This is a genomic window from Streptomyces sp. NPDC036764, from assembly GCF_055609385.1.
In genome coordinates this window covers 1,245,367-1,265,480 of record NZ_JBVJPT010000001.1, presented here as the reverse complement: position 1 = coordinate 1,265,480, position 20,114 = coordinate 1,245,367, and the positions used below count along the sequence as shown (strand labels likewise).

21 protein-coding genes and 1 pseudogene are annotated in these 20,114 nt (G+C 70.5%); 7 read left to right on the top strand and 15 right to left on the bottom strand.

Annotated features, from left to right (window positions below; genetic code table 11):
- Positions 1-63: 63 nt before the first annotated feature.
- The 8 genes and pseudogenes from ACZ69Q_RS05475 to ACZ69Q_RS05440 all read right to left on the bottom strand — a co-directional run bounded on the left by ACZ69Q_RS05475 (position 64) and on the right by ACZ69Q_RS05440 (position 5,533).
- Positions 64-501 (bottom strand): MFS transporter, encoded by a 438-nt coding sequence (locus tag ACZ69Q_RS05475; protein ID WP_471036710.1) that lies wholly within the window; start codon positions 499-501, stop codon positions 64-66.
- On the bottom strand, positions 429-794 hold the full coding sequence (locus tag ACZ69Q_RS05470) for an MFS transporter (protein WP_471036706.1): 366 nt from the start codon (positions 792-794) through the stop codon (positions 429-431). Before ACZ69Q_RS05470 ends, ACZ69Q_RS05475 begins: the two co-directional genes overlap by 73 nt.
- A 44-nt stretch (positions 795-838) precedes the next feature.
- Positions 839-1,018, bottom strand: a complete 180-nt coding sequence (locus ACZ69Q_RS05465; RefSeq protein WP_471036703.1) for a hypothetical protein — start codon at positions 1,016-1,018, stop codon at positions 839-841.
- Between the two features lie 130 nt (positions 1,019-1,148).
- The gene (locus ACZ69Q_RS05460; RefSeq protein WP_471036699.1) at positions 1,149-2,099 is read right to left on the bottom strand and encodes a catechol 2,3-dioxygenase; all 951 of its coding nucleotides are present in this window, start codon (positions 2,097-2,099) and stop codon (positions 1,149-1,151) included.
- A complete protein-coding gene (locus tag ACZ69Q_RS05455; protein WP_471040088.1) occupies positions 2,096-3,160 on the bottom strand; it encodes a 4-oxalomesaconate tautomerase in 1,065 nt (354 codons plus the stop codon). Before ACZ69Q_RS05455 ends, ACZ69Q_RS05460 begins: the two co-directional genes overlap by 4 nt.
- 227 nt (positions 3,161-3,387) lie before the next feature.
- Positions 3,388-4,074: pseudogene (locus ACZ69Q_RS05450) on the bottom strand (4-carboxy-4-hydroxy-2-oxoadipate aldolase/oxaloacetate decarboxylase); the annotation flags it as partial.
- Complete coding sequence (locus ACZ69Q_RS05445; protein WP_471036696.1) at positions 4,071-4,820, bottom strand: PIG-L deacetylase family protein; 750 nt, start codon at positions 4,818-4,820, stop codon at positions 4,071-4,073. The gene ACZ69Q_RS05445 and the pseudogene ACZ69Q_RS05450, both read right to left, overlap by 4 nt.
- Before the next feature lie 62 nt (positions 4,821-4,882).
- Positions 4,883-5,533 carry a GntR family transcriptional regulator gene (locus ACZ69Q_RS05440; protein WP_471036692.1) on the bottom strand — a complete coding sequence of 217 codons (651 nt, stop codon included), beginning with the start codon at positions 5,531-5,533 and terminating at the stop codon, positions 4,883-4,885.
- A gap of 212 nt (positions 5,534-5,745) precedes the next feature.
- Between ACZ69Q_RS05440 and ACZ69Q_RS05435 the strand changes: the two genes are divergently transcribed.
- Entirely contained in the window at positions 5,746-6,090 is a 345-nt protein-coding gene (locus ACZ69Q_RS05435) for a cupin domain-containing protein (RefSeq protein ID WP_471036688.1), read from the top strand.
- On the opposite strand, the gene ACZ69Q_RS05430 is transcribed toward ACZ69Q_RS05435, so the two are convergent.
- Positions 6,080-7,084, bottom strand: coding sequence for a LacI family DNA-binding transcriptional regulator (locus ACZ69Q_RS05430; protein ID WP_471036685.1), 1,005 nt, complete (start codon positions 7,082-7,084; stop codon positions 6,080-6,082). The two genes, ACZ69Q_RS05435 and ACZ69Q_RS05430, sit on opposite strands and share 11 nt — an antisense overlap.
- Before the next feature lie 133 nt (positions 7,085-7,217).
- On the opposite strand from ACZ69Q_RS05430, the gene ACZ69Q_RS05425 reads away from it, so the two are divergent.
- Entirely contained in the window at positions 7,218-8,378 is a 1,161-nt protein-coding gene (locus ACZ69Q_RS05425) for a Gfo/Idh/MocA family protein (RefSeq protein WP_471036681.1), read from the top strand.
- A 226-nt stretch (positions 8,379-8,604) separates the two neighbouring features.
- Here the strand turns inward: ACZ69Q_RS05425 and ACZ69Q_RS05420 are convergent, their stop codons facing one another.
- A complete protein-coding gene (locus ACZ69Q_RS05420) occupies positions 8,605-9,624 on the bottom strand; it encodes a LacI family DNA-binding transcriptional regulator (RefSeq protein ID WP_471036677.1) in 1,020 nt (339 codons plus the stop codon).
- A 107-nt stretch (positions 9,625-9,731) separates the two neighbouring features.
- Between ACZ69Q_RS05420 and ACZ69Q_RS05415 the strand changes: the two genes are divergently transcribed.
- The 4 genes from ACZ69Q_RS05415 to ACZ69Q_RS05400 all read left to right on the top strand — a co-directional run bounded on the left by ACZ69Q_RS05415 (position 9,732) and on the right by ACZ69Q_RS05400 (position 13,832).
- Positions 9,732-10,898 carry a phytanoyl-CoA dioxygenase family protein gene (locus ACZ69Q_RS05415; RefSeq protein ID WP_471036673.1) on the top strand — a complete coding sequence of 389 codons (1,167 nt, stop codon included), beginning with the start codon at positions 9,732-9,734 and terminating at the stop codon, positions 10,896-10,898.
- 16 nt (positions 10,899-10,914) lie between these two features.
- A complete protein-coding gene (locus tag ACZ69Q_RS05410; RefSeq protein WP_471036670.1) occupies positions 10,915-11,691 on the top strand; it encodes an SDR family oxidoreductase in 777 nt (258 codons plus the stop codon).
- Positions 11,692-11,808: 117 nt separating this feature from the next.
- On the top strand, positions 11,809-12,813 hold the full coding sequence (locus ACZ69Q_RS05405; protein WP_471036666.1) for a Gfo/Idh/MocA family protein: 1,005 nt from the start codon (positions 11,809-11,811) through the stop codon (positions 12,811-12,813).
- Positions 12,810-13,832: a Gfo/Idh/MocA family protein gene (locus ACZ69Q_RS05400; protein ID WP_471036663.1), complete on the top strand. Its 1,023-nt coding sequence runs from the start codon at positions 12,810-12,812 to the stop codon at positions 13,830-13,832. Before ACZ69Q_RS05405 ends, ACZ69Q_RS05400 begins: the two co-directional genes overlap by 4 nt.
- Before the next feature lie 54 nt (positions 13,833-13,886).
- On the opposite strand, the gene ACZ69Q_RS05395 is transcribed toward ACZ69Q_RS05400, so the two are convergent.
- The 5 genes from ACZ69Q_RS05395 to ACZ69Q_RS05375 are packed head-to-tail and all read right to left on the bottom strand — an operon-like array spanning position 13,887 to position 18,848.
- Positions 13,887-14,909, bottom strand: coding sequence for a Gfo/Idh/MocA family protein (locus tag ACZ69Q_RS05395; protein ID WP_471036660.1), 1,023 nt, complete (start codon positions 14,907-14,909; stop codon positions 13,887-13,889).
- Between the two features lie 25 nt (positions 14,910-14,934).
- Positions 14,935-15,837, bottom strand: coding sequence for a sugar phosphate isomerase/epimerase family protein (locus ACZ69Q_RS05390; RefSeq protein ID WP_471036656.1), 903 nt, complete (start codon positions 15,835-15,837; stop codon positions 14,935-14,937).
- 1 nt (position 15,838) lies between these two features.
- On the bottom strand, positions 15,839-16,747 hold the full coding sequence (locus ACZ69Q_RS05385; protein WP_471036653.1) for an ATP-binding cassette domain-containing protein: 909 nt from the start codon (positions 16,745-16,747) through the stop codon (positions 15,839-15,841).
- Positions 16,748-16,752: 5 nt separating this feature from the next.
- Positions 16,753-17,832: an ABC transporter permease gene (locus ACZ69Q_RS05380; protein ID WP_471036650.1), complete on the bottom strand. Its 1,080-nt coding sequence runs from the start codon at positions 17,830-17,832 to the stop codon at positions 16,753-16,755.
- Positions 17,832-18,848 carry a sugar ABC transporter substrate-binding protein gene (locus ACZ69Q_RS05375; protein WP_471036649.1) on the bottom strand — a complete coding sequence of 339 codons (1,017 nt, stop codon included), beginning with the start codon at positions 18,846-18,848 and terminating at the stop codon, positions 17,832-17,834. The genes ACZ69Q_RS05380 and ACZ69Q_RS05375 overlap by 1 nt, the downstream gene beginning before the upstream one ends.
- A gap of 304 nt (positions 18,849-19,152) precedes the next feature.
- On the opposite strand from ACZ69Q_RS05375, the gene iolC reads away from it, so the two are divergent.
- A complete protein-coding gene (gene iolC / locus ACZ69Q_RS05370; protein WP_471036648.1) occupies positions 19,153-20,112 on the top strand; it encodes a 5-dehydro-2-deoxygluconokinase in 960 nt (319 codons plus the stop codon).
- The last annotated feature ends 2 nt before the right edge of the window (positions 20,113-20,114 follow it).

The window sequence follows — 20,114 nt, the reverse complement described above, 5'->3', positions numbered from 1 at the left end:
TCGCCGCACGGCCGTGGCGAGCGGCGCCTCGTTTCTCTCCCCCCGAGGGTCGGCGTCCGCCGGTCAGTGAGCGGCGATCAGCTCCTGTTCGCTGCCGCTGGCGGCCGTCCTCCTGGAGCCGCGCAGCGCGGCGATCCCGATGAAGACCATGGAAGACAGGCCCGCGAGGGCGAAGGCGGTGAAGCCCCAGTCGCCCTTGTCCGCTGCGAGCAACTGGCCGCCGAGCCATGGCCCGAAGACGGCACCGAAGCGGCCCATGCCCGAGGTCCAGCCGACGGCGGTGGCCCGGTTCTCGGGGCCGGAGCGGATCGAGACCGTCGCGTAGATCATGGTCTGCGCGCTGTTGAGGAACACGCCGGTCAGGAACACCACCGTGAAGGTGAGTGCCAGCGGCATGTGAATGCTCAGCAGGAAGACCCCGGCGGCGGTCAGCGCGAACCAGATCGCCGAGATCCGCGGGGCACCGAACCGGTCCGCCAGCCGAGGGGTTCGACGATCCACAGGGCGACGTAGGCGGAGAGGATGCCGCCCGCGTGGTGGGCGGTCATCAGCATGCCGATGGTGAGGGCGCCGCGGCCGCGCGGGGCGTAGTCGCAGACCATGCTGATCGCGGTCGGCAGCAGACCGCCGAGGCCGATGCCGGCGAGGGTCCGGCCGAGGCCGAACACCGCGACGCTGCCCGCCATCGCGCACAGCGCGGACGCCAGCGAGAACAGTGCGACGCAGGCCACCATCAGCTTCCTGCGGCCGATCCGGTCGGCGACCGTGCCCGCCGTCAGGGCGCCCACCAGCATGCCGAAGGTGGCGTAACTGCCCAGGTCACCGGCCTGGTCGGGGGTCAGCCCGAGGGCCTTCTCGCGGGGGTCAGCCCGAGGGCCTTCTCGGCCAGCATGTGGGGCAGCACCGAGCCGTAGATGAACATGTCCAGGCCGTCGAAGAGGACGGCCAGCCAGCACAGACCGACGGCCACCACGGCCAGTCTGCCGCCGCGAACGGATGGGGAGGGGGAGGAGGACATCCTTGTTTTCCTCTCGCGCGTTGTGCGCCAGACGCTAAGGAGCGGAGCGCGGGAGAGTCAACATTTTTGTCAACAATCTCAGCGACAATCCAGGGTGCTTGAAGGAAGCGCCTGGCGCAGGGGTGCCGTCTCAGGCGACCGGAGGTGTCCCGTGGGTGTGGAAGGACTCGATCGTCTTCAGGCCCCACGCCTGCCCCTTGGCCCGCTCGGCCTCGGTCCAGGTGATCAGCGGCCAGTCCGGGGCCAGCACGAGACGGGTGAGCGGGTTGCACAGCTCGATGCGGTTGCCGCCGGGCTCGTAGACGTACAGGAAGAACGTCTGCTGGATGGCGTGCTTGTGCGGGCCCGTCTCGATGAACACGCCGGTGTCGATGGCGAGGTCGGCGGCGCGCAGGACGTCCTCGCGGGTGTCGGTCGCGAAGGCGATGTGGTGCAGCCGGCCGCTGGAGCCGGTCCGGTCCGAGGTGTAGACGACGTCGTACGACTTGTTCGTGTACGTCAGCCAACGCGCCGCGACGCGGCCGGAGTCGAGCCGGATCTGCTCCGTGGGCCGGGCGCCCAGCACCTGTTGCTGGAACTCGGCGTTGGCGAGCACGTCGGCGGCGAGGAAGTTGACGTGGTCCAGGCGCCGTACGCCGACGCCCCGGTTGGGTTTGGCCTGCGGCTGGTTTTTCAGCGCCGGCCGTAGCTCCTCGGGTGCCTGGTAGTACTCGCTCTCCCAGTACAGGGCGTGTTCGTGCCCGTCGGGGTCGGTGGTGAGGTACAGCCTGCCCAGTCCGGGCTCGTCCTCGACCCACTTGCCGCTGCCGCCCGCCGCCTCGACGGCCTCGACACGGCGGTGCAGTGCCTCCTCGCCGGCGGTGCGCAGGGCCAGGCGGCCGAGGCCGGGCTGGTCGCGGGCGGTGAGGACCAGGCTGTGGTGCTCGTAGTCGTCGTAGGTCCGCAGGTAGACGGTGTCGCCCCGCTGTCCGTTGACCGTGAGTCCCAGGTAGTCGGTGAAGAAGGCGACGCTGGCGTCCAGGTCCGGGGTGAAGAGCTGGGCGTGGCCGATGTGGGCGATGTCGCCGAGCGGCGGGGTCATCGGGGGCCTCCTTGGGGTTGTGCGGCGGGCCTGGGGAAGACGGTGCCGTCGAAGATCTTTCGGGCGGTACGGACGACGGCCGTACGGCGGGCGGTGGGAAGACCCGCGGCGTCGGTGGCGAGGCTGCTCTCGATGTCCAGGAATCCCGTGGGGTGTTCGATACGGATGCGGTCGCCGCGGTCAGGGAGGCGGGTGAGATCCGCCCCGACGCCGCCCTCGACGCGCAGACCGGCGGCGACACTCGCCGCGCCGAGCACACCGATCGACGTGTGGCAGCGGACCGGGATGAAGGTGCGGGTGGTGATCGCGCCGCCGTGGCGGGGCGGGGCGAGGAGGGTGAGCTTGGGGACGGTGGCGTCCGAGACGTCGCCGAGTCCCATCAAGTGGCCTGCCGCCAGGCGGAGTTCGCGGAGCCGGTCGGCGAGGGTCAGATCCTCCTCCAGGTCCTTGGGCGTCTCGTAGCCGGTGATGCCGAGGGACGTCGCGGTGATCAGTACGGTCGGCATGCCGTTGTCCACGCAGGTCACCGCCGTGCCATCCAGGGTGTCGCGGGCCGTGCCCGTGGGCAGCAGCTTCCCGGCGCCGGGCGGGAACTCGATCACCACGGTGGCGGCGGTGCCGGGCACCCCGGAGATCTCGGCGTCGCCGGTGTAGTCGACCCGGCCGCCGGGGGTCGGAAAGGTCGCAGTGGCGAGGTCACCGGAGTTGACCATGCGGATCCGCACGGAGGTCTCCCCCTCCCCCGCCGGGACGAGCCCGCGCTCCACGGCGAACGGGCCGACTCCGGCGAGGATGTTCCCGCAGTTCTGACGAGCACTCACTTTCGGCCGGTCGAGGGCAACTTGGAGGAACAGGTAGTCGACGTCGGCCCGCGGATCGGCCGAGGGCGACACCACGGCGACCTTGCTGGTGAGGGGGTGCGCGCCGCCCAGGCCGTCGATCTGCCGCTCGTCCGGGCTGCCCATGACCCGCAGCAGCAGCTCGTCGCGGGCGGCGGGGTCGGCGGGCAGGTCCGTGGCCAGGAAGTAGGCGCCCTTGGAGGTGCCGCCGCGCATCAGCATGCAGCGGACCTCGGCGGGCGGCAGCCGGGTCACGACGGCTCTCCGGCGCGTCGCGCGTCGCCGCGGTCGTCTCGACCGTGGTCATCACGCGCGTAGTCATCACGCGCGCACTCGTCCCGCACGAACTCGTCGTGCACGAACTCGTCCCGCACGTACTCGTCCCGCACGTACTCGTCCCGCACGAACTCGTCCCGCACGAACTCGTCCCGCACGAACTCGTCCCGCACGAACTCGTCGTACGACTTGCAGACGACGCCCAGCCGTACGAGCGTCTCCCGCAACCCGTAGCGGTCCAGGCCGAGTTGGCCGTCGAGGAAAGCGGCGCGGGTCGCGGCCTCCTTGGCCTCGCGGGCCTCGGCCTTGGCGACCGTCTCCCGGGCGCGCTCGCGGGGGACGACCACGACGCCGTCGTCGTCGGCGAGGATCACGTCACCGGGGCGGATGGCCTGGCCGTCGATCGCGACCGGCACGTTCACCGAGCCGCCGGTGGCCTTGACGGTGCCCTGCGCGGAGACGGCGCGGGACCAGGCGGCGAAGCCCATCTCGCGCAGCTCCTGGGTGTCGCGGACCCCGGTGTTGAGGACCACTCCACGCACCCCGCGCTGCTGCAGAGCGGTGGCGAACAGTTCGCCGAAGAGGCCGTCGGTGGACGGCGAGGTGGTGGTGACGACGAGGATGTCGCCCTGGCCGCACTGCTCCACCGCCGCGTGGATCATGAGGTTGTCGCCGGGCCAGCTCAGTACCGTGACGGCGGTGCCGGCGACCCGTACGCCCTGCTGGACGGGGCGGATCCCCGGGCCCAGCAGGCCGGTTCGGCCCATGGCCTCGCTCACGGTCGCGACGCCGAAGCCGGCCAGCGCGTCGACGTCCTTCAGCTCCGCCTTCGGCGGGTTGGTGACGATGACGCCGCTCATGCCAGCTCCTGCGCGATCTGCGGGTAGGGGCGCATGTACGCCTCGGCCATCGTCTTGTGGGCCAGGCCCAGGTTGGGGCCGGCGTTGCGCTTGAGCTGGACGCCGCGACGGACGGCGAGGTCGGTGTAGTAGTCCCAGAGGTGCCGCTGGGCGCCGAGGCACTCCATGGCCGCCCGCTTGGTGTCCCAGACCTCGGTGATGTCGAGCAGGACCTCGGGCCTGAAGCCGCTCATCTCGGGCTGGTGCGGCTCGAAGTAGAAGACGGGCGGGGCGCCGATGACGTCGCCGTCGCCCGGATAGCCGATGGCCTGGGCGAGGATCCGGGCCTCGACGGCCATGCGGTTGGCGGCCGGGTGGTCGCCGTTGTACGGGTCCTCGGCCGGGTGGGTGAGGACGACGTCGGGCCGGGTGTCGCGGTAGAGGGCGACGAGCCGGTCGGTCAGCTCGGCGGTGGGGAGCAGCGGGTAGTCGCCGGCGTCGAAGAAGCGGACCTCGGCGCCGAGGGTGGCGGCGGCGCGCTCGGCCTCGTCTCGGCGTATCGCCTTGATCTCCTCCAGTTTCCTGCCCTCGCGCCAGGCCTTGGCGGACTCGCCGCGCTCGCCGAAGGTCAGGCAGGCGATGGTGACCTTCTCGCTCCGGGAGGCGGCCAGGGCGATGGCGCCGCCCGCCCGCCACACGAAGTCGCCGGCGTGCGCGGTGATGACGAGGGTGGAACGTGGGACGGCGGGCGCGTTGGCCTGGGTCATGGGTGCGATCTCCTAGGTGGACAGGTGGGCGCCCGCCTCCCCCCGCGTCCGGTGCGTGTGCGTCAGTCGCGCAACGCCTCGATCACGCTGGTGAGATGGGCACGGACGGCCGCCTCGGCCGCCTGCGGGTCCCTGGACCGGATCGTCTCGATCATGGCCAGGTGCTCGTTCAGGGAGTGCTGCGGACGACCGGGCCTGAGCGCCAACTGGAAGCGGTGGCGCACCAGTTGTGCGTTGAGCCGCTCCAGCAGCTCCACGGCCGTCCGCTGGCCGGAGAACTCCCGGATCCTGGCGTGCAGTTCCTGGTTGAGCTCGGAGTACGTCATCGGCTCGCCGTCGTTGACGGCCTTGGTCATGGCCGTGCCCAGATCCGCCAGCACGGTCAACTGCTCGTCGCTGGCGACGACCGCCGCCTTGGCCGCGCAGAGTCCCTCCAGCACCATGCGGCACTCGGTGATGGCGACCGCTTCCTCCACGGTCACCACCCGCACCCGTGAGCCACGGTTGCGGATCCGCTCGACCAGTCCCTGAGCCTCCAGATCGATGAGTGCCGCACGGATGCTGGCCCGTGTCACACCGAACTGCTCGGCGAGTTCGTTCTCCACCAGCCGCTGGGCCGGTGCCATCTCGCCGTGCAGGATCGCCTGCCGCAACTGCGCGAGCGCATGCTGCTTGGCCTGCTCTCCGGTGCCCGGACGGGCTTCCTTCGGCATGTGCCCTCCCTGAGTGAGTGCCTGTCGAACGTAAATCTAGCCAAACAGAATTGTCAACAATTTTGTCCGCCAGATTGGACGCAGGGAGGGCGCGTGGGTGGCGCGGGAATGGATGCTCGACCGTGATGCCGACGGAGTGTCCGCCCGGCCCCGCCGACACCCCACACTCTGTCCAGGCCGCTCCCCCGCCCGCCCCGGCTAGGGTCGGCCGCATGACGCACAGCTTCGTACTGCACATCCCCGACGCCGACCTCGAACCCGAGCCCCTCGCCCCGGAACAGATCGTCTCCGGAACGCCCGAGGTGATCGGAAAGGTGGTGTGGGAGTCGCAGGACGGCCGTCAGGTGCGGGGCATCTGGCAGATCACGCCCGGCGTGGTCACCGACACCGAGGCCGACGAACTGTTCGTCGTGATCAGCGGCTCGGCCACCATCGAGGTCGAGGGCGGGCCGACGCTGAAGGTCGGGCCCGGCGACATGGCCGTACTGCGCGAGGGCGACCGTACGACGTGGACGGTGCACGAGACGCTGCGCAAGGCCTACGCGATCAATCTGTGAGCGGGGGCGCCGTCGTGCCCCGGATCTCCAACGTCGGCGCCGCGAGATGGAGTTCGCCCGCCCCGGTGGCGCCCTCGAACCGGTCGAGCAGGCACCGGGCCGCGCGGCGGCCCACCTCGTGGCTGGCGTTGTCGACGGTGGTGAGCCAGACGTGGCGCAGGCGGGCGATGCTCGTGTTGTCGTAGCCGACGACGGAGAGGTCGCGCGGCACCCGTAGTCCCGACTCCTCGGCCGCCGAGAGCGCGCCGATCGCGGCGATGTCGTTCACGGCGAAGACGGCCGTCGGCCGGTCCGTGCGGCTGAGCAGCCGGACCGTCGTGCGGTAGCCGCCCTCCTCGGTCATGTCGCTCGACTCGATGACAGCCTCGTCCGCGAGGCCGTGCGCCCGCATCGTCGCCTCGAAGCTGCGGCGGCGCAGCTCGCCGACCGCGCCGTACCCCGCGATGTGCGCGATGCGCCGGTGGCCCAGCCCGATGAGGTGCTCGGTGACCAGGCGGGCGCCCCGCTCGTCGTCGTTGGCGACGACGTGCACACCCGGCAGCGCCGGCTCGCGCGCGCCCGCGACCACCACCGGGAGCCGTTCGGCGACCGCTCCGAGCGCGGCCGGGTCGGGCAGCGTGCCGACCACGACCAGGCCGTCGACCCGCAGGTCCAGGAAGGGCCCGGCGGGATCCTGGCCGGTGCGGCGGTTGAGGCGGGCGTCGGCCAGGAGCATGTGCAGGCCGTTGTCGTGCAGGAGGGAGTTGAGGCCCTCCAGCATGTCCACGAACCAGGGATTGCGCAGGTCGTTGAGGAGGACGCCGACCGTGCGGGTGCGCTGCTCACTGAGGCTGCGCGCGGCGGCGTTCGGTCGGTAGCCGAGTTCGGTCACGGCCCGCAGGACGGCTTCCCGCTTCTCCGGGCGCACCTGCTCCGAGCCGCGCAGCACGAGCGAGACCAGCGACTTGGACACGCCGGCCCGGTCGGCCACGTCACGAATCGTCGGCGGTCTCATGGAGATGGACCGTTCCACAGGCACCCGCCCTTGTCAAAGGGAGCCGGAGAGGTGCCAGAGGGGTTGACACCGGTCACAGGGGGAACCCAAGGTGGCCTGGACAGAAAATGGACCGGTCCAAAGAGGGGCTGCAATGGTGGACACGCTCGGCGTCGCCGTCGTCGGATTCGGCTGGATGGGACGGGTGCACACCCAGGCGTACGCCCGCGTCCCGCACCACTACCCGCAACTGTCCCTGCGTCCACAGCTCCTGACCGTCGCCGAGGAGGTGCCCGGCCGGGCCGAGGAGGCCGCCGCGCAGTTCGGGTTCGCTTCGACGACCCGCGACTGGCGTGACGTCGCCGCCGACCCGCGCGTGCGGGCCGTCAGCATCACCGCGCCGAACTTCCTGCACCGGGAGATCGGCGTGGCGATGGCCGAGGCAGGCAAGCACATCTGGATCGAGAAGCCGGTCGGCCTGACCGCCGAGGACGCCCGCGCGGTGGCCGACGCGGCGGCCAAGGCCGGCGTGCACAGCGCCGTCGGCTTCAACTACCGCAACGCACCCGCCGTCGAGACCGCCCGCGAGCTGATCGCCTCCGGTGAGATCGGCACCGTCACGCATGTCCGCGTCCGGCTGTTCAGCGACTACGCGGCCCATCCGCAGGGCGCTCTGACCTGGCGCTACGAGCGTGAGCGCGGCGGCAGCGGCGTGCTCGGCGACCTCGCCTCGCACGGCGCAGACCTGGCCCGTTTCCTGCTCGGCGACATCGCCTCGCTGACCGCCGACACCGCGATCTTCGTACCCGAGCGCGCCCGGCCGACGGGCGCCACCGCCGGGCACACCCTCGCCACCGGTGAGCTCGGCCCGGTCGAGAACGAGGACTACGTCAACTGCCTGCTGCGCTTCACTTCCGGCGCCCGCGGTGTGCTGGAGGCCTGCCGGGTGTCGGTCGGTGAGCAGAACAACTACGGCTTCGAGGTGCACGGCACCAAGGGCGCGGTGTTCTGGGACTTCCGCCGCATGGGCGAGCTCGGCATCAGCCGGGGCACCAGCTATCAGGACCAGCCGGTCAGCACGCTCTATGTCGGCCCGGCGCAGGGCGAGTACGGCGTGTTCCAGCCGGGCGCCGCGACGAGCATGGGCTACGACGACCTGAAGGTGATCGAGGCGTACCGCTTCCTGCGCTCGATCGCCGAGGGCACCCCGCACGGGGCGACCCTCGCGGACGCCGTGCACAGCGCCGCCGTACTGGACGCCATGTCCCGGTCCGCCGAGAGCGGTTCGTGGGTGGACGTGGAGGTGCCGGCATGACGGTCCGGGTGGGCGTGATCGGCGCCACGTAAGTTCGCCGCGTGCCACGACGTCACAGGCTGGCCGACTCGGTCGCAGCCCCGCGGGTGATGGACGAGCTCCGCCGCCGGTGCGGCATCGGTTTCCCTGGCGAGCAGCGCGCCCCAACGGGCGGTGGGCTGTACCGATGTGCGGCTCCGCCGCGTGGGCTCGAGCAGCCGCAACACACCCGCAGCCGCGAGACCGCCTAACTCGGCATGTTGTACGGCGTGACCACCTGAATCGCCGAAGGACCCGTCGGCCCCGTCGGCGGCAGGGCCCCGTGCGCCCGCATGACGATGTGGCAGGCCTCGCGCATGTCCTGGCGCAGGTCGTGGTGGAGAACGGCGGAGAGGCGGTGCTCGCGCAGCAGGCGGGTGTTGTCGTGGTCGAGGTCGTGCGCGATGAACACGGCGCATTCGCGGCCGGCGTCCTCGAAGGCCCTCAGCGTGGCGATGTTGCCGCCGCCGATCGAGTAGACGGCACGGATGTCCGGGTCGCGTTCCAGCGCGGCCCGCACGAGGTCGTACTGGGTGGCATCCAGCCCCTGGCCCTCGGCGATCTCGACGAGCGTACGGTCGGGGTGGAGGGTCCGCATGGCGCTGCGGAAGCCCATCTCGCGCTCCTCCTCGTTGCGGAAGAAGCCGCTGCTGAGGCTGGTCAGCACATTGCCGGGGCGGTCGCCGAGCCACTGGCCCATGAGGTAGGCGGCGGTCGCGCCCGCGGCCCGGTTGTCGATGCCGACGTAGGCGAGGCGGGCGGTGGAGGGCAGGTCGGTCACCAGGGTCACCACCGGGATGCCGGCGTCGGCGAGCCGGGCGACGGCCGCGGTCACCTCGGGGACGTCCGGGGCCTTGAGGATCACGCCCTGCGAGCCGCGCCGCGCGATGCGGTCCAGCGTCCGGGTGAGCTCCGGCACCGGCCCGGTCTCGCGGAAGTGGAAGCGCGAGCGCACCACCGCCGGGTGCAGCGACGGCAGCTCGGCCTCCAGTGCGGCGCGTACGGCGGTGGTGAACCGGTCGGGCGCCTGCACCACCATGTCGACCATGAAGGTGCGGCCCAGCAGTCGCACCTGGGTGCGCTGCCGGTCCAGATCGGCTATCGCCTGCTGGACCTCCCGCGCGGTGCTCTCCCGCACCCCTCCCCGGCCGTTGAGCACCCGGTCGACCGTGGCCTCGCTCAGGCCCGCCTGACGTGCGATCTCGCGGATCGGGAAAGGGTGGCCCATGCGACGGCTCCTTGAGGGGTTTTTGATGGTCGCCTGCTGGTTGTTCGACGGGATTGTCATGACAAGAATGGCATCGCTGAGTCGCCACTGTCACCGAGAGGACACCGATGTCCTTCACCTCCGTACACCGCCGGGCCTGGCTGTCCGAGCGCGACTGCGACCTCGCAGACTTCCGCGAGCTGGTCGAACGGACGACCGACCTCGCCGACTACTCGTACGCCTGCTCGGTGGAGCGCAATGTCCTGCTCTACGACAGCGACCGGCTGCGCAAGGCCGAGGACGACCGTGCGGTGCGGGCCGAACTGGCCCGTGCCCTGACCGACGGACCGGGCATCGTGGTCTTCCGTGGAGCCTTCGCCGACCATGGCGTCGTCGACCGGCTCAGTGAGGTGTTCGACGCCCTGATCGCCGAGCAGCACGCCTCGGGCGCGACGGCCGGGGACCACTTCGCCAAGCCGGGCGCCAACGACCGGGTCTGGAACGCGCTGGAGAAGGCGGCCCTCTACGATCCCGAGGCGTTCGCCGACTACTACGCCAACGACGTGCTGGCCCTGGTCTCGACCGCCTGGCTCGGGCCCGGCTACCAGGTGACCTCGCAGGTCAACGTGGTCAACCCGGGCGGTGCGGCGCAGAGTGTGCACCGCGACTACCACCTGGGCTTCCTCTCCAACGAGGCCGCGGCCGCCTACCCGGCCCACGTCCACCGCCTCTCCCCCGTGCTCACCCTCCAGGGCGCCGTCGCGCACTGCGACATGCCGGTGGAGTCCGGGCCGACGATGTACCTGCCGTACTCGCAGACGTACGAGCCGGGCTACCTCGCGTGGCGGCTGCCGGAGTTCCAGGAGTACTTCGAGGCGCACCACGTCCAGCTCCCGCTCGCCAAGGGCGACGCGGCCTTCTTCAACCCGGCGCTGTTCCACGCGGCCGGCACCAACCGGTCCGCGGACATCCGGCGCATGGCGAACCTGCTCCAGGTGTCCTCCGCGTTCGGGCGGGCGATGGAGACGGTGGACCGCGAGGCCGTCGCGAACGCCGTGTTCCCCGTGCTGCTGAAGCGTGCGAACGAGGGTGCGGACGAGGCGTGGACGGCGAACGTGATCGCCGCGAGCGCCGAGGGCTACCCCTTCCCCACCAACCTCGACAGCGACCCGCCGGTCGACGGCCTCGCGCCGCCCTCGCAGGCGGATGTCGTACGCCGTGCGCTGGCCGGGACATGGACCCCGAAGGCGCTGCGCGACGAGCTGCGGGTCGGCGCCGAGCGGCGCCAGAGCTGAAAGGAACCGGAAAGACATGGGACTTCTCGACGACAAGGTCGTCCTCGTCAACGGCGGCAGCCAGGGCGTCGGCGCCGCCATCGCGCGGGCGGCCGCCCGCGAGGGGGCGGTCGTGGCCGTCACCGGGCGGCGCCCGGAACCCGGTGAGGCCCTGGTGGCCGAGCTGGCAGCCGAAGGCGCCAAGGCCATGTTCGTGCAGGCCGACCTGTCGGACGCCGAGCAGGCCAAGGGGGCCGTCGCCGAGGTCGTCGACGCCTACGGGCGGGTCGACTGCCTGGTCAACTCGGCGGGGCTGACATCCCGTGGCACGCTGCTCGACACCACGCCCGAACTGTTCGACCAGCACATCGCGATCAACCTCAAGGCGCCGTTCTTCGCCATGCAGGCCGCCGTGACGGACATGGTCGCCCGAAAGGCACCCGGCACGATCGTCAACATCATCACGTCCTCGGCGCACGGCGGGCAGTCGTTCCTCGCGCCGTACGTCTCCGCCAAGGCGGGCCTGATCGGGCTCACTCGCAACGCCGCGCACGCGCACCGCTGGGACCGGATCCGGATCAACGGCCTGAACATCGGCTGGACGGCGACCGAGGGCGAGGACGCCACGCAGAAGGCCTTCCACGGGGCCGGGGACGACTGGCGTGAGGAGGCCGCCGCGAGGCTGCCGATGGGCAAGCTGGGCCAGCCCGACGAGATCGCCGACTTCGTGGTGTTCCTGTTGTCGGAGCGGTCCGGGGTGGTCACCGGCTCGGTGATCGACTGGGATCAGAACGTACTTGGAGGACTCGACTGAGGAGTTGCCACGATGTGGCGCCGGTCGTCTGCGGCGCCGTCGTGGCCGGTCTCGCAGTTCCCCGCGCCCCTGAGGGCGCTGCAGTACCCCCCGCATCAATCTCAAGGAGCAACACCCATGCGAATCGGCATCCTCGGCCTCGGCCGCATCGGCGCCTTCCACGCCGAGACCCTCTCCGGACTCGACGCGGTCGACTCCCTCGTCGTCACCGACCCGTTCGCGGAGGCCGCCAAGGCCGCCGCGGACCGGTTCGGCGCGGAGGTCGTGGACTCGCCGGAGGCCCTGCTGTCGGCCGGTGTGGACGGCATCGTCGTCGCCGCCGCGACCGACGCCCACCCCGCGCTGATCCTGGCCGGCGTCGAGGCCGGCGTCCCCGTCTTCTGCGAGAAGCCCGTCGCGAAGACCATGGCCGAGGGCGTCGAGGTGCTGAGGGCCGTCCAGGGCACGGACGTCCCGATCCAGATCGGGTACAACCGGCGCTTCGACACCGGGTTCGTCAACGCCCGCGCCGCCGTGCAGAGCGGCGAGCTGGGCAAGCTGCACACCGTGCGCTCGACGACGCTGGACCCGGCGCCGCCGCCCGCCGCGTACATCGCCGCCTCCGGTGGCATCTTCCGGGACTGTTCGGTGCACGACTTCGACATCATCCGCTGGGTGACCGGCCGCGAGGTGACGGAGGTGTACGCCGTCGGCGGCAACAGGGGTGCCGACTTCATCAAGGAGGCGGGCGACGCCGACACCACCGGCGCGATCCTCACCCTCGACGACGGCACCATCGCTGTGGTGTCCAACTCCCGTCACAACGCCCGGGGTTACGACGTCCGCATGGAGATCCACGGCTTCACGGACTCCATCGCGGTCGGCCTGGAGGACAAGCTGCCGCTGCGTTCGGTCGAGCCCGGCGTGACCTTCCCGGCGGGCACCCCGCACGACTTCTTCATGGACCGCTTCACCGCGGCCTACCGCGCCGAACTCACCGCGTTCACCGAGGTCGTGGCCGGCACCCGGCCCTCCCCGTGCACCATCGAGGACGCGCTGGAGGCGGGCTGGATCGCCGACGCGTGCACACTGTCGCTGCACGAGCACCGTCCGGTGACGATCGAGGAGGTTCGGCAGGGATGAACGACTCGGGCCGGGAACCGCTGCGCATCGGTGTGCTGGGCGCGGCACGCATCACCGAGCTCTCCCTCGTCGCTCCGGCCCGGACGACCGGCCACCGCCTCGTGGCGGTGGCCGCGCGCGACCGGGCCCGCGCGGCGGCGTTCGCCGACGAGCACGACGTGGAGCGGGTGGTGGACTCCTACGCCGACCTGCTCGCCGACCCCGAGGTCGAGGTCGTCTACAACCCGCTCGCCAACGGCCTGCACGGACCGTGGAACCTCGCCGCGCTCGCGGCCGGCAAGCACGTCCTGTCGGAGAAGCCGTCGGCGAGCAACGCCGAGGAGGCGGCCGAGGTACGGGATGCGGCCGCCAAGTCCGGGAGCGTCTTCATGGAGGCCTTCCACTACCTCTTCCACCCGGTCACCCGGCGCCTGCACGAGATCCTCGAAAGCGGTGAACTGGGAGAGCTCCAGCGGGTGGAGACGCTCGTGGCCATACCGGCACCCGGCGACGCCGACCCCCGCTGGTCGCTCCCCCTCGCGGGCGGGGCACTGATGGACCTCGGCTGCTACAGCCTGCACGCGGTGCGGATGCTCGCGCCCTGGGCGGGCGGCGCGCCACGGCTGGTCTCGGCGCGTGGCGGGGAGCGGGCGGGCGCGCCCGGCGTCGACGAGTGGCTGGACGCCGAGCTGGAGTTCCCGGGCGGGGCGACCGCGTCGGCGCGCTGCCACATGGCGTACGACGAGGTGGAGATGAGCTGCCGGATCGTCGGCTCGCGGGGCGAGGCGCTGGCGCCGAACTTCGTGCTGCCGCACCTGGACGACCGGGTCGTGGTGCGTACGGCGGACGGCGAGCGCACGGAGCGGCTGGGCACGCGGTCGTCGTACACCTACCAACTGGAGGCGTTCGCCGCGCACATCCGCCGGGACGCGCCGCTCCGACCGGACGCGGAGGACGCGCTCGCGACGATGTCCCTGATCGACGATTCCTACCGCGCGGCGGGCTTCGAGCCACGGCCGCGCACGACGCTCGCGGGCTGACCGCGCAGCGCGAAGGAGGGCCGGGGGAGCTTCCCCCGGCCCTCCTGTTCGTCGTCAGGCGTACAGCGCGGGCCGTTCGGCCAGGTCCACCGGGACCCGGCCGCCCTCCTCCAGCGCCCGTACCCCCGCCTCGCACACCGCGGCCACCGCGTAGCCGTCCCAGGCGCTCGGGCCGGTGACCTCGCCGCGCCTGGTTGCGTCCACCCACGCCTGGACCTCACGGTCGTAGGCGTCGGCGAAGCGCTCGATGTAGTCCTGGGCGATGATGCCGCCCCAGCGGCCGGCCGCGTTGGTGACCATGGCGTGGCCGTCGCCGACGCGGGCGGTGCCGCGTTCGCAGACGACCTCGGCCTGGACCTGGTAGCCGAAGCCGCAGTTGACGTAGATCTCCACGTCGACGATCGCGCCGCCGTCCGTCTCGAAGACGACGAACTGCGGGTCGCGGATGCCGTCCGGAGCGTTCCCGGACGGCGTCGGGGCGAGCACGGTGACGGCCGTGATCTCGTGGCCGAGCAGCCAGCGGGTCACGTCCATCTCGTGCGTGACGGAGTCGTTGATGAGCATCTCGGAGGTCCAGCCGGGCGGGCTGGCGACATTGCGGTGCCGGTTGTGCACCATCAGGGGGCGGCCCAACTGGCCCGTCTCCAGTACGGACTTGAGCTTCATGTACTCGGCGTCGTAACGCCGCATGAAGCCGACCTGGACCCGGCGCCGGCCCAGCTTCTGCTCGGCCTCCAGGACCCGTAGCGCGGACGCCGCGTCCGGGGTGAGCGGCTTCTCGCACAGCACCGGCAGGTCGTGCTCGAATGCCGTGAGGAGCGCCGCCTCGTGGGCGGGCCCCGGCGAGGCGATGATCACCGCGTCGACGTCGGCCGACGCCATCGCGGCGGCCGGGTCGGTGTGGGCGGTGCAGCCGTCGACACGGGCCGCGACCGACTTGGCGCGTTCCGCGTCGACGTCCACGACGGCGGTCACCCGGGCCCCGCTGGTGGCCTCCTGGATGCGGCGCACATGGTCCGCGCCCATCTTTCCGGTACCGATGACTGCGACTCCGAGCGTGTGCGGACGCTGAGTCATGGTGATCGGCCGTCCTTTCGGGTCGTCAGGCGCCGCAGGACCTCAGGAACTTGCGGGTACGGACCGCGATGGGCATGGGCTTGTCCGGCTCGCAGGGGTACATGTCCTGCTCGACGATCGCGAACAGGTCCACGTTGAGCTTCTGCGCCGCCTCCAGGACCGGCCCCAACGCCGGTACACCGGACGGGGGTTCGCACATCACGCCGCGCTGGACGGCGGGTCCGAACGGGATCTCGTTCTTCACCACGTCCGCGAGGATCTCCGGGTCCACCTGCTTGAGGTGCAGGTAACCGATGCGCTCGCCGTAGGTCTCGATCAGCTTGACGCTGTCACCGCCGCAGTAGGCGTAGTGACCGGTGTCCAGGCAGAGGTTGACCAGGTCGGAGTCGGTCGAGTCGAGGAAGCGCTCGACGTGGGCCTCGGTGTCGATGTGCGTGTCGGCGTGCGGGTGCACGACGATGTCGAGACCGAAGGTCTCCTTCACCTCGTGCCCGAGGCGCTCCATGCCCTTGGTCAGGTGGGCCCACTGCTCGGCGGTGAGCTCCGGCGGCTCCAGGATCTCGGCGGTCTTGTCGTCCCGCCAGAAGGACGGGATGACGACCAGGTGTTTTGCGCCCATGGCCTGGGTGAGCGCGGCGACCTCGCTGACGTGCTGCCAGGTCGACTCCCAGACGGCGGGGCCGCGGTGCAGGCCGGTGAAGATCGTGCCGGCCGAGACCTTGAGGTTGCGCTTGTTGATCTCGTCGGTCAGACGCGCCGGGTCGGTCGGCAGGTAGCCGTACGGGCCCAGTTCGATCCAGTCGTAGCCGGCCTCGGCGACCTCGTCGAGGAAGCGTTCCCAGGGCACCTGGACGGGGTCGTCGGGGAACCAGACGCCCCAGGAGTCGGGGGCCGAGCCGACCCGGATACGGTCCAGCGCAGGGGCCATGTCAGGACTTCCCTTCCGAGGAGGCCACGGGTGCGGTGAGGTCGGAGGCTTCGGGGAGTTCCTCGACGTCGACGCCGCGTACCTGGGACAGTTCGTGCTTGAGTGCGGCGAGTTCGGTGCCGCCGGCCATGTGGTTGGTCAGCTCTTCCAGGCTCACCTCGTCACGGGAGGCGTTCAGTTCCATGGTGCCCAGGCGCAGGACGCTGAAGTGGTCGCCGACCATGTAGGCGTGGTGCGGGTTGTGGGTGATGAAGATGACGCCGAGGCCGCGGTCGCGGGCGGCGGCGATGTACTTCAGGACCACACCGGACTGCTTGACGCCGAGGGCGGCGGTGGGCTCGTCCAGGATGAGGACGCGGGCGCCGAAGTAGACGGCGCGGGCGATGGCCACGCACTGGCGCTGGCCGCCGGAGAGGGTGCCGATGGGCTGTTCGAGGTCGTCCAGGACGATGCCCATGTTGCGCAGTTCCTCGTCGGCGGTCTTCTTCATCTTCTCGATGTCGAGACGGCGCACGGGCCAGGGGCCCTTGGTCATCTCGGAGCCGAGGAAGAAGTTGCGCCAGACCGGCATCAGGGGGACGACGGCGAGGTCTTGGTAGACCGTCGCGATGCCCTTGTCCAACGCCTCGCGCGGAGTGGAGAAGCGCACGGGTGCGTTGTCGACGAGGAAGTCGCCCTCGGTGTGCTGGTGCAGACCCGAGATGATCTTGATGAGGGTCGACTTGCCGGCGCCGTTGTCACCGAGGACGCAGGTGACCTGGCTGGGGAACACCTTCAGGTCGACACCGTGCAGGGCGCGGATGTTGCCGTAGGACTTGCCCGCGCCGCGCAGTTCGACGATCGGGGCGTCAGTGACGGGGGCCTCGTCTTGGAGGACGGCGCCGTGGGTGCCGGTTTCTTTGCTGGTCATTCGGGTCACCTCCGGGTCGCCGTGCGCTGGACCCACAGATTGATGAGAACGGCGCCGAGGAGCATCACGCCGAGGAAGGCCTTGAACCAGTCCGGGTTCCAGCCGGCGTAGACGATGCCCTGCTGGACCATGCCGAACATGAAGGCGCCGAAGACCGGCCCGATCGCGGAACCGGCACCACCGGTGAGCAGGCAGCCGCCGATGACGGCCGCGGCGATGTAGATGAGCTCCTGGCCCACGCCCTCGCCGGACTGCACGGTGTTGAACGAGAAGAGCTGGTGCATGCCGACGAACCAGGCACCGAACCCGACCAGCATGAACAGCGAGATCTTCGTGAACGTCACCGGCACACCGACGGCCCGGGCGCTGCCCTGGTTGCCGCCGACCGCGAAGATCCAGTTGCCGTACTTGGTACGCAACAGCACCCACGTGGCCAGCGCCGCGAAGACCAGCCACCACACCACGGTGATCTTCACCTGTACGCCGCCGACGTCGAAGGACGAGGCGAAGACCGCCTTGGCCTGGTCGAAGCCGTCCATGTCGCTGATGTCGTCGGTGGCGACGTTGCCGGTGACCAGCTTGGTCACCGCCAGGTTCACGCCCTGGAGGATCAGGAACGTACCGAGCGTGACCAGGAAGCTCGGCAGTCCGGTCTTGACCAGCAGCCAGCCGTTGAACAGACCGACCGCGAGGGACACGATCAGGGCGACGATCACGCCGACCCAGACGTTCATCGTCAACTGGTAGCTGACCATGCTCGCGGTCAGGGCCGAGGTGATCACGGCGACACCGGCGGACAGGTCGAACTCGCCGCCGATCATCAGCAGGGCCACGGGCAGCGCCATGATCCCGATCGTCGACGACTGGTACAGGATGTTCGCCATCGAGCTGCCGTCACGCACGGCCGGGGCCGTGATGAGGAAGAAGATCAGCACCGCGACAGCACCGAGGAAGACACCCACCTCGGGACGGGCGAGGAGGCGCAGCGCCAGCGGCCGCTGGCGGGTCCGCCCGTCGGATTCCTTGCCGGGGCCGGAGGCCGGCGGTGTGGTCACCGCCGGCTCAGCCTGTTGGGTCATGCTCATCACCGAGTGCCCTTCGCGGCGAACGCGTCGATCTTCTCGACGTTCGTCTTGTCGACGAACGCCGGACCGGTCAGCACCGGTGCCTCGCCGCCGCCCATGTAGTTGCCGTTGTTCTTGTAGAGCCACAGGGAGTCGATCGCCAGGTAGCCCTGGAGGTAGGGCTGCTGGTCGACGGCGAACTCGATGTCGCCCTTGCTGATCGCGCCGGTCAGTTCCTTGTTGAGGTCGAAGGTGGCGACCTTCGCCTTACTGCCCGCCTCGTCCACGGACTGCGCGGCCGTCAGCGCGAACGGGGCGCCGAGGGCGACGACGTAGTCGATGTCGCTGTCCGTCTTGAGCTTGGCGGTGATCGTGGACTTCACGGACGGCATGTCCGTGCCGTTGACGTTCAGGGTCTCGGTCGTGCCCTCGAACGTCTTCTTCACCCCGTCACAGCGCTGGGTGAGGCCGATGTTGCCCTGTTCCTGGATGACACAGACGGCCTTCTTGGCGCCGGCCTCGTTGAGCCGCTTGCCGAGCGCCTCGCCGGCCACCGTCTCGTCCTGGCCGAAGAACTCCATCAGGCCGAGCTTCTGCCACTCGCTGACGCCGGAGTTGAGGCCGACGACCGGAATGTTCGCCTTCTTCGCCTTGCTGACGACGTCCTTGAGGGCGTCCGGCTTGGCGAGGGTGATCGCGATGCCGTCGACCTTCTGGTCGATCGCGTTCTGCACCAGGTTGGCCTGGTTGCCGGCGTTCGGGTCGGCGGAGTAGATCAGCTTGATGTTGTCCTTGGCGGCGGCCGCCTCGGCGCCCTTGCGGACGATGTCCCAGAAAGTGTCACCGGGCGACTGGTGCGTCACCAGTGCGACCGTCATGCGGGGAGTGTTGGCCTTGCCCGCGGAGGCGCCCTCCGCGCTCTCCTCGGCCGACTTGCCGCCGGAGCTGCTGGAGCAGCCCGCGAGCGTCAGAGCGGCGGCTGCGGCGACGGCGACCACGGGGGCCAGCCTGCGGGAGCGGGAGTAAGAGCGGTCCATCTTTCCTTGCACCTCACTGTGCGACGGGGTGTGCGACGGGGGAAAGGGTCGGGATCACTGGGATCCATGGGCCCGGACCGGTGGGAGAAGTCCGGGTCTTGTGCCGTGGAACACGGCGGGTTCGCTGGGACGGGATCCAATCCCTAGATGCGCCCGCTGTCAATACTTTGTTAAGACATCATTTCACACTCAGGTCCGAATGTAAGTACAAACTATTGACAGCGTCGGCCTCCACGTCCTACACCTGGGAGGCGGCAGGCCCCTGGGGACCCGCAACCCCTGTTCAGTTCTAGGAGCATCGCGCATGGCCGACTCAGCCAAGTCCTTCGACTTGATCACGATGGGAAGAATAGGAGTCGACCTCTATCCCTTGCAGTCCGGCCTCCCCTTGACGCGTGTGGAGACGTTCGGAAAGTTCCTCGGCGGCTCGGCCGCGAACGTCGCGGTGGCCGCCGCCCGGCTCGGCCGCACCAGCGCGGTGATCACGCGCACCGGCGACGACCCGTTCGGCACCTACCTGCACCAAGCCCTCAGGGACTTCGGTGTCGACGACCGCTGGGTCACGCCCGTCGCGGCGTACCCGACGCCCGTGACGTTCTGCGAGATCTTCCCGCCCGACGACTTCCCGCTGTATTTCTACCGGCAGCCTAAGGCGCCTGACCTGGAGATACATTCCGACGAGCTCGACTACTGGGCAGTGCGGGCGGCCCGTGTCTTCTGGATCACCGGCACCGGGCTGAGCGAGGAGCCGAGCCGCTCGGCCACCCTCGCCGCCCTGAAGTCGCGCGACAAGGCGGGCACCACGGTCTTCGACCTCGACTGGCGCCCGATGTTCTGGTCCGATCCCGACGAGGCCCGCCCGTACTACGCCGAGGCCCTGCGGCATGCCACGGTCGCCGTCGGCAACCTCGACGAGTGCGAGGTCGCCACCGGCGTCCGTGAGCCCCGGGCGTGCGCCGAGGCGCTGCTGGCGGCCGGTGTGGAGCTGGCGGTCGTCAAGCAGGGCCCCAAGGGTGTGCTGGCGGTGCACCGGGACGGCACGGAGGCCGAGGTGCCGCCGGTGCCGGTCGAGGTGGCCAACGGGCTCGGAGCGGGCGACGCCTTCGGCGGCTCGCTGGTCCACGGCCTGCTGTCCGGCTGGGAGCTGGGGAAGGTCATGCGGTACGCCAACGCCGCCGGCGCGCTCGTCGCCTCCCGCCTCGCCTGTTCCTCCGCGATGCCCACCGGGTCCGAGGTCGACGACCTCCTCGCGCGGGCGTCATGACG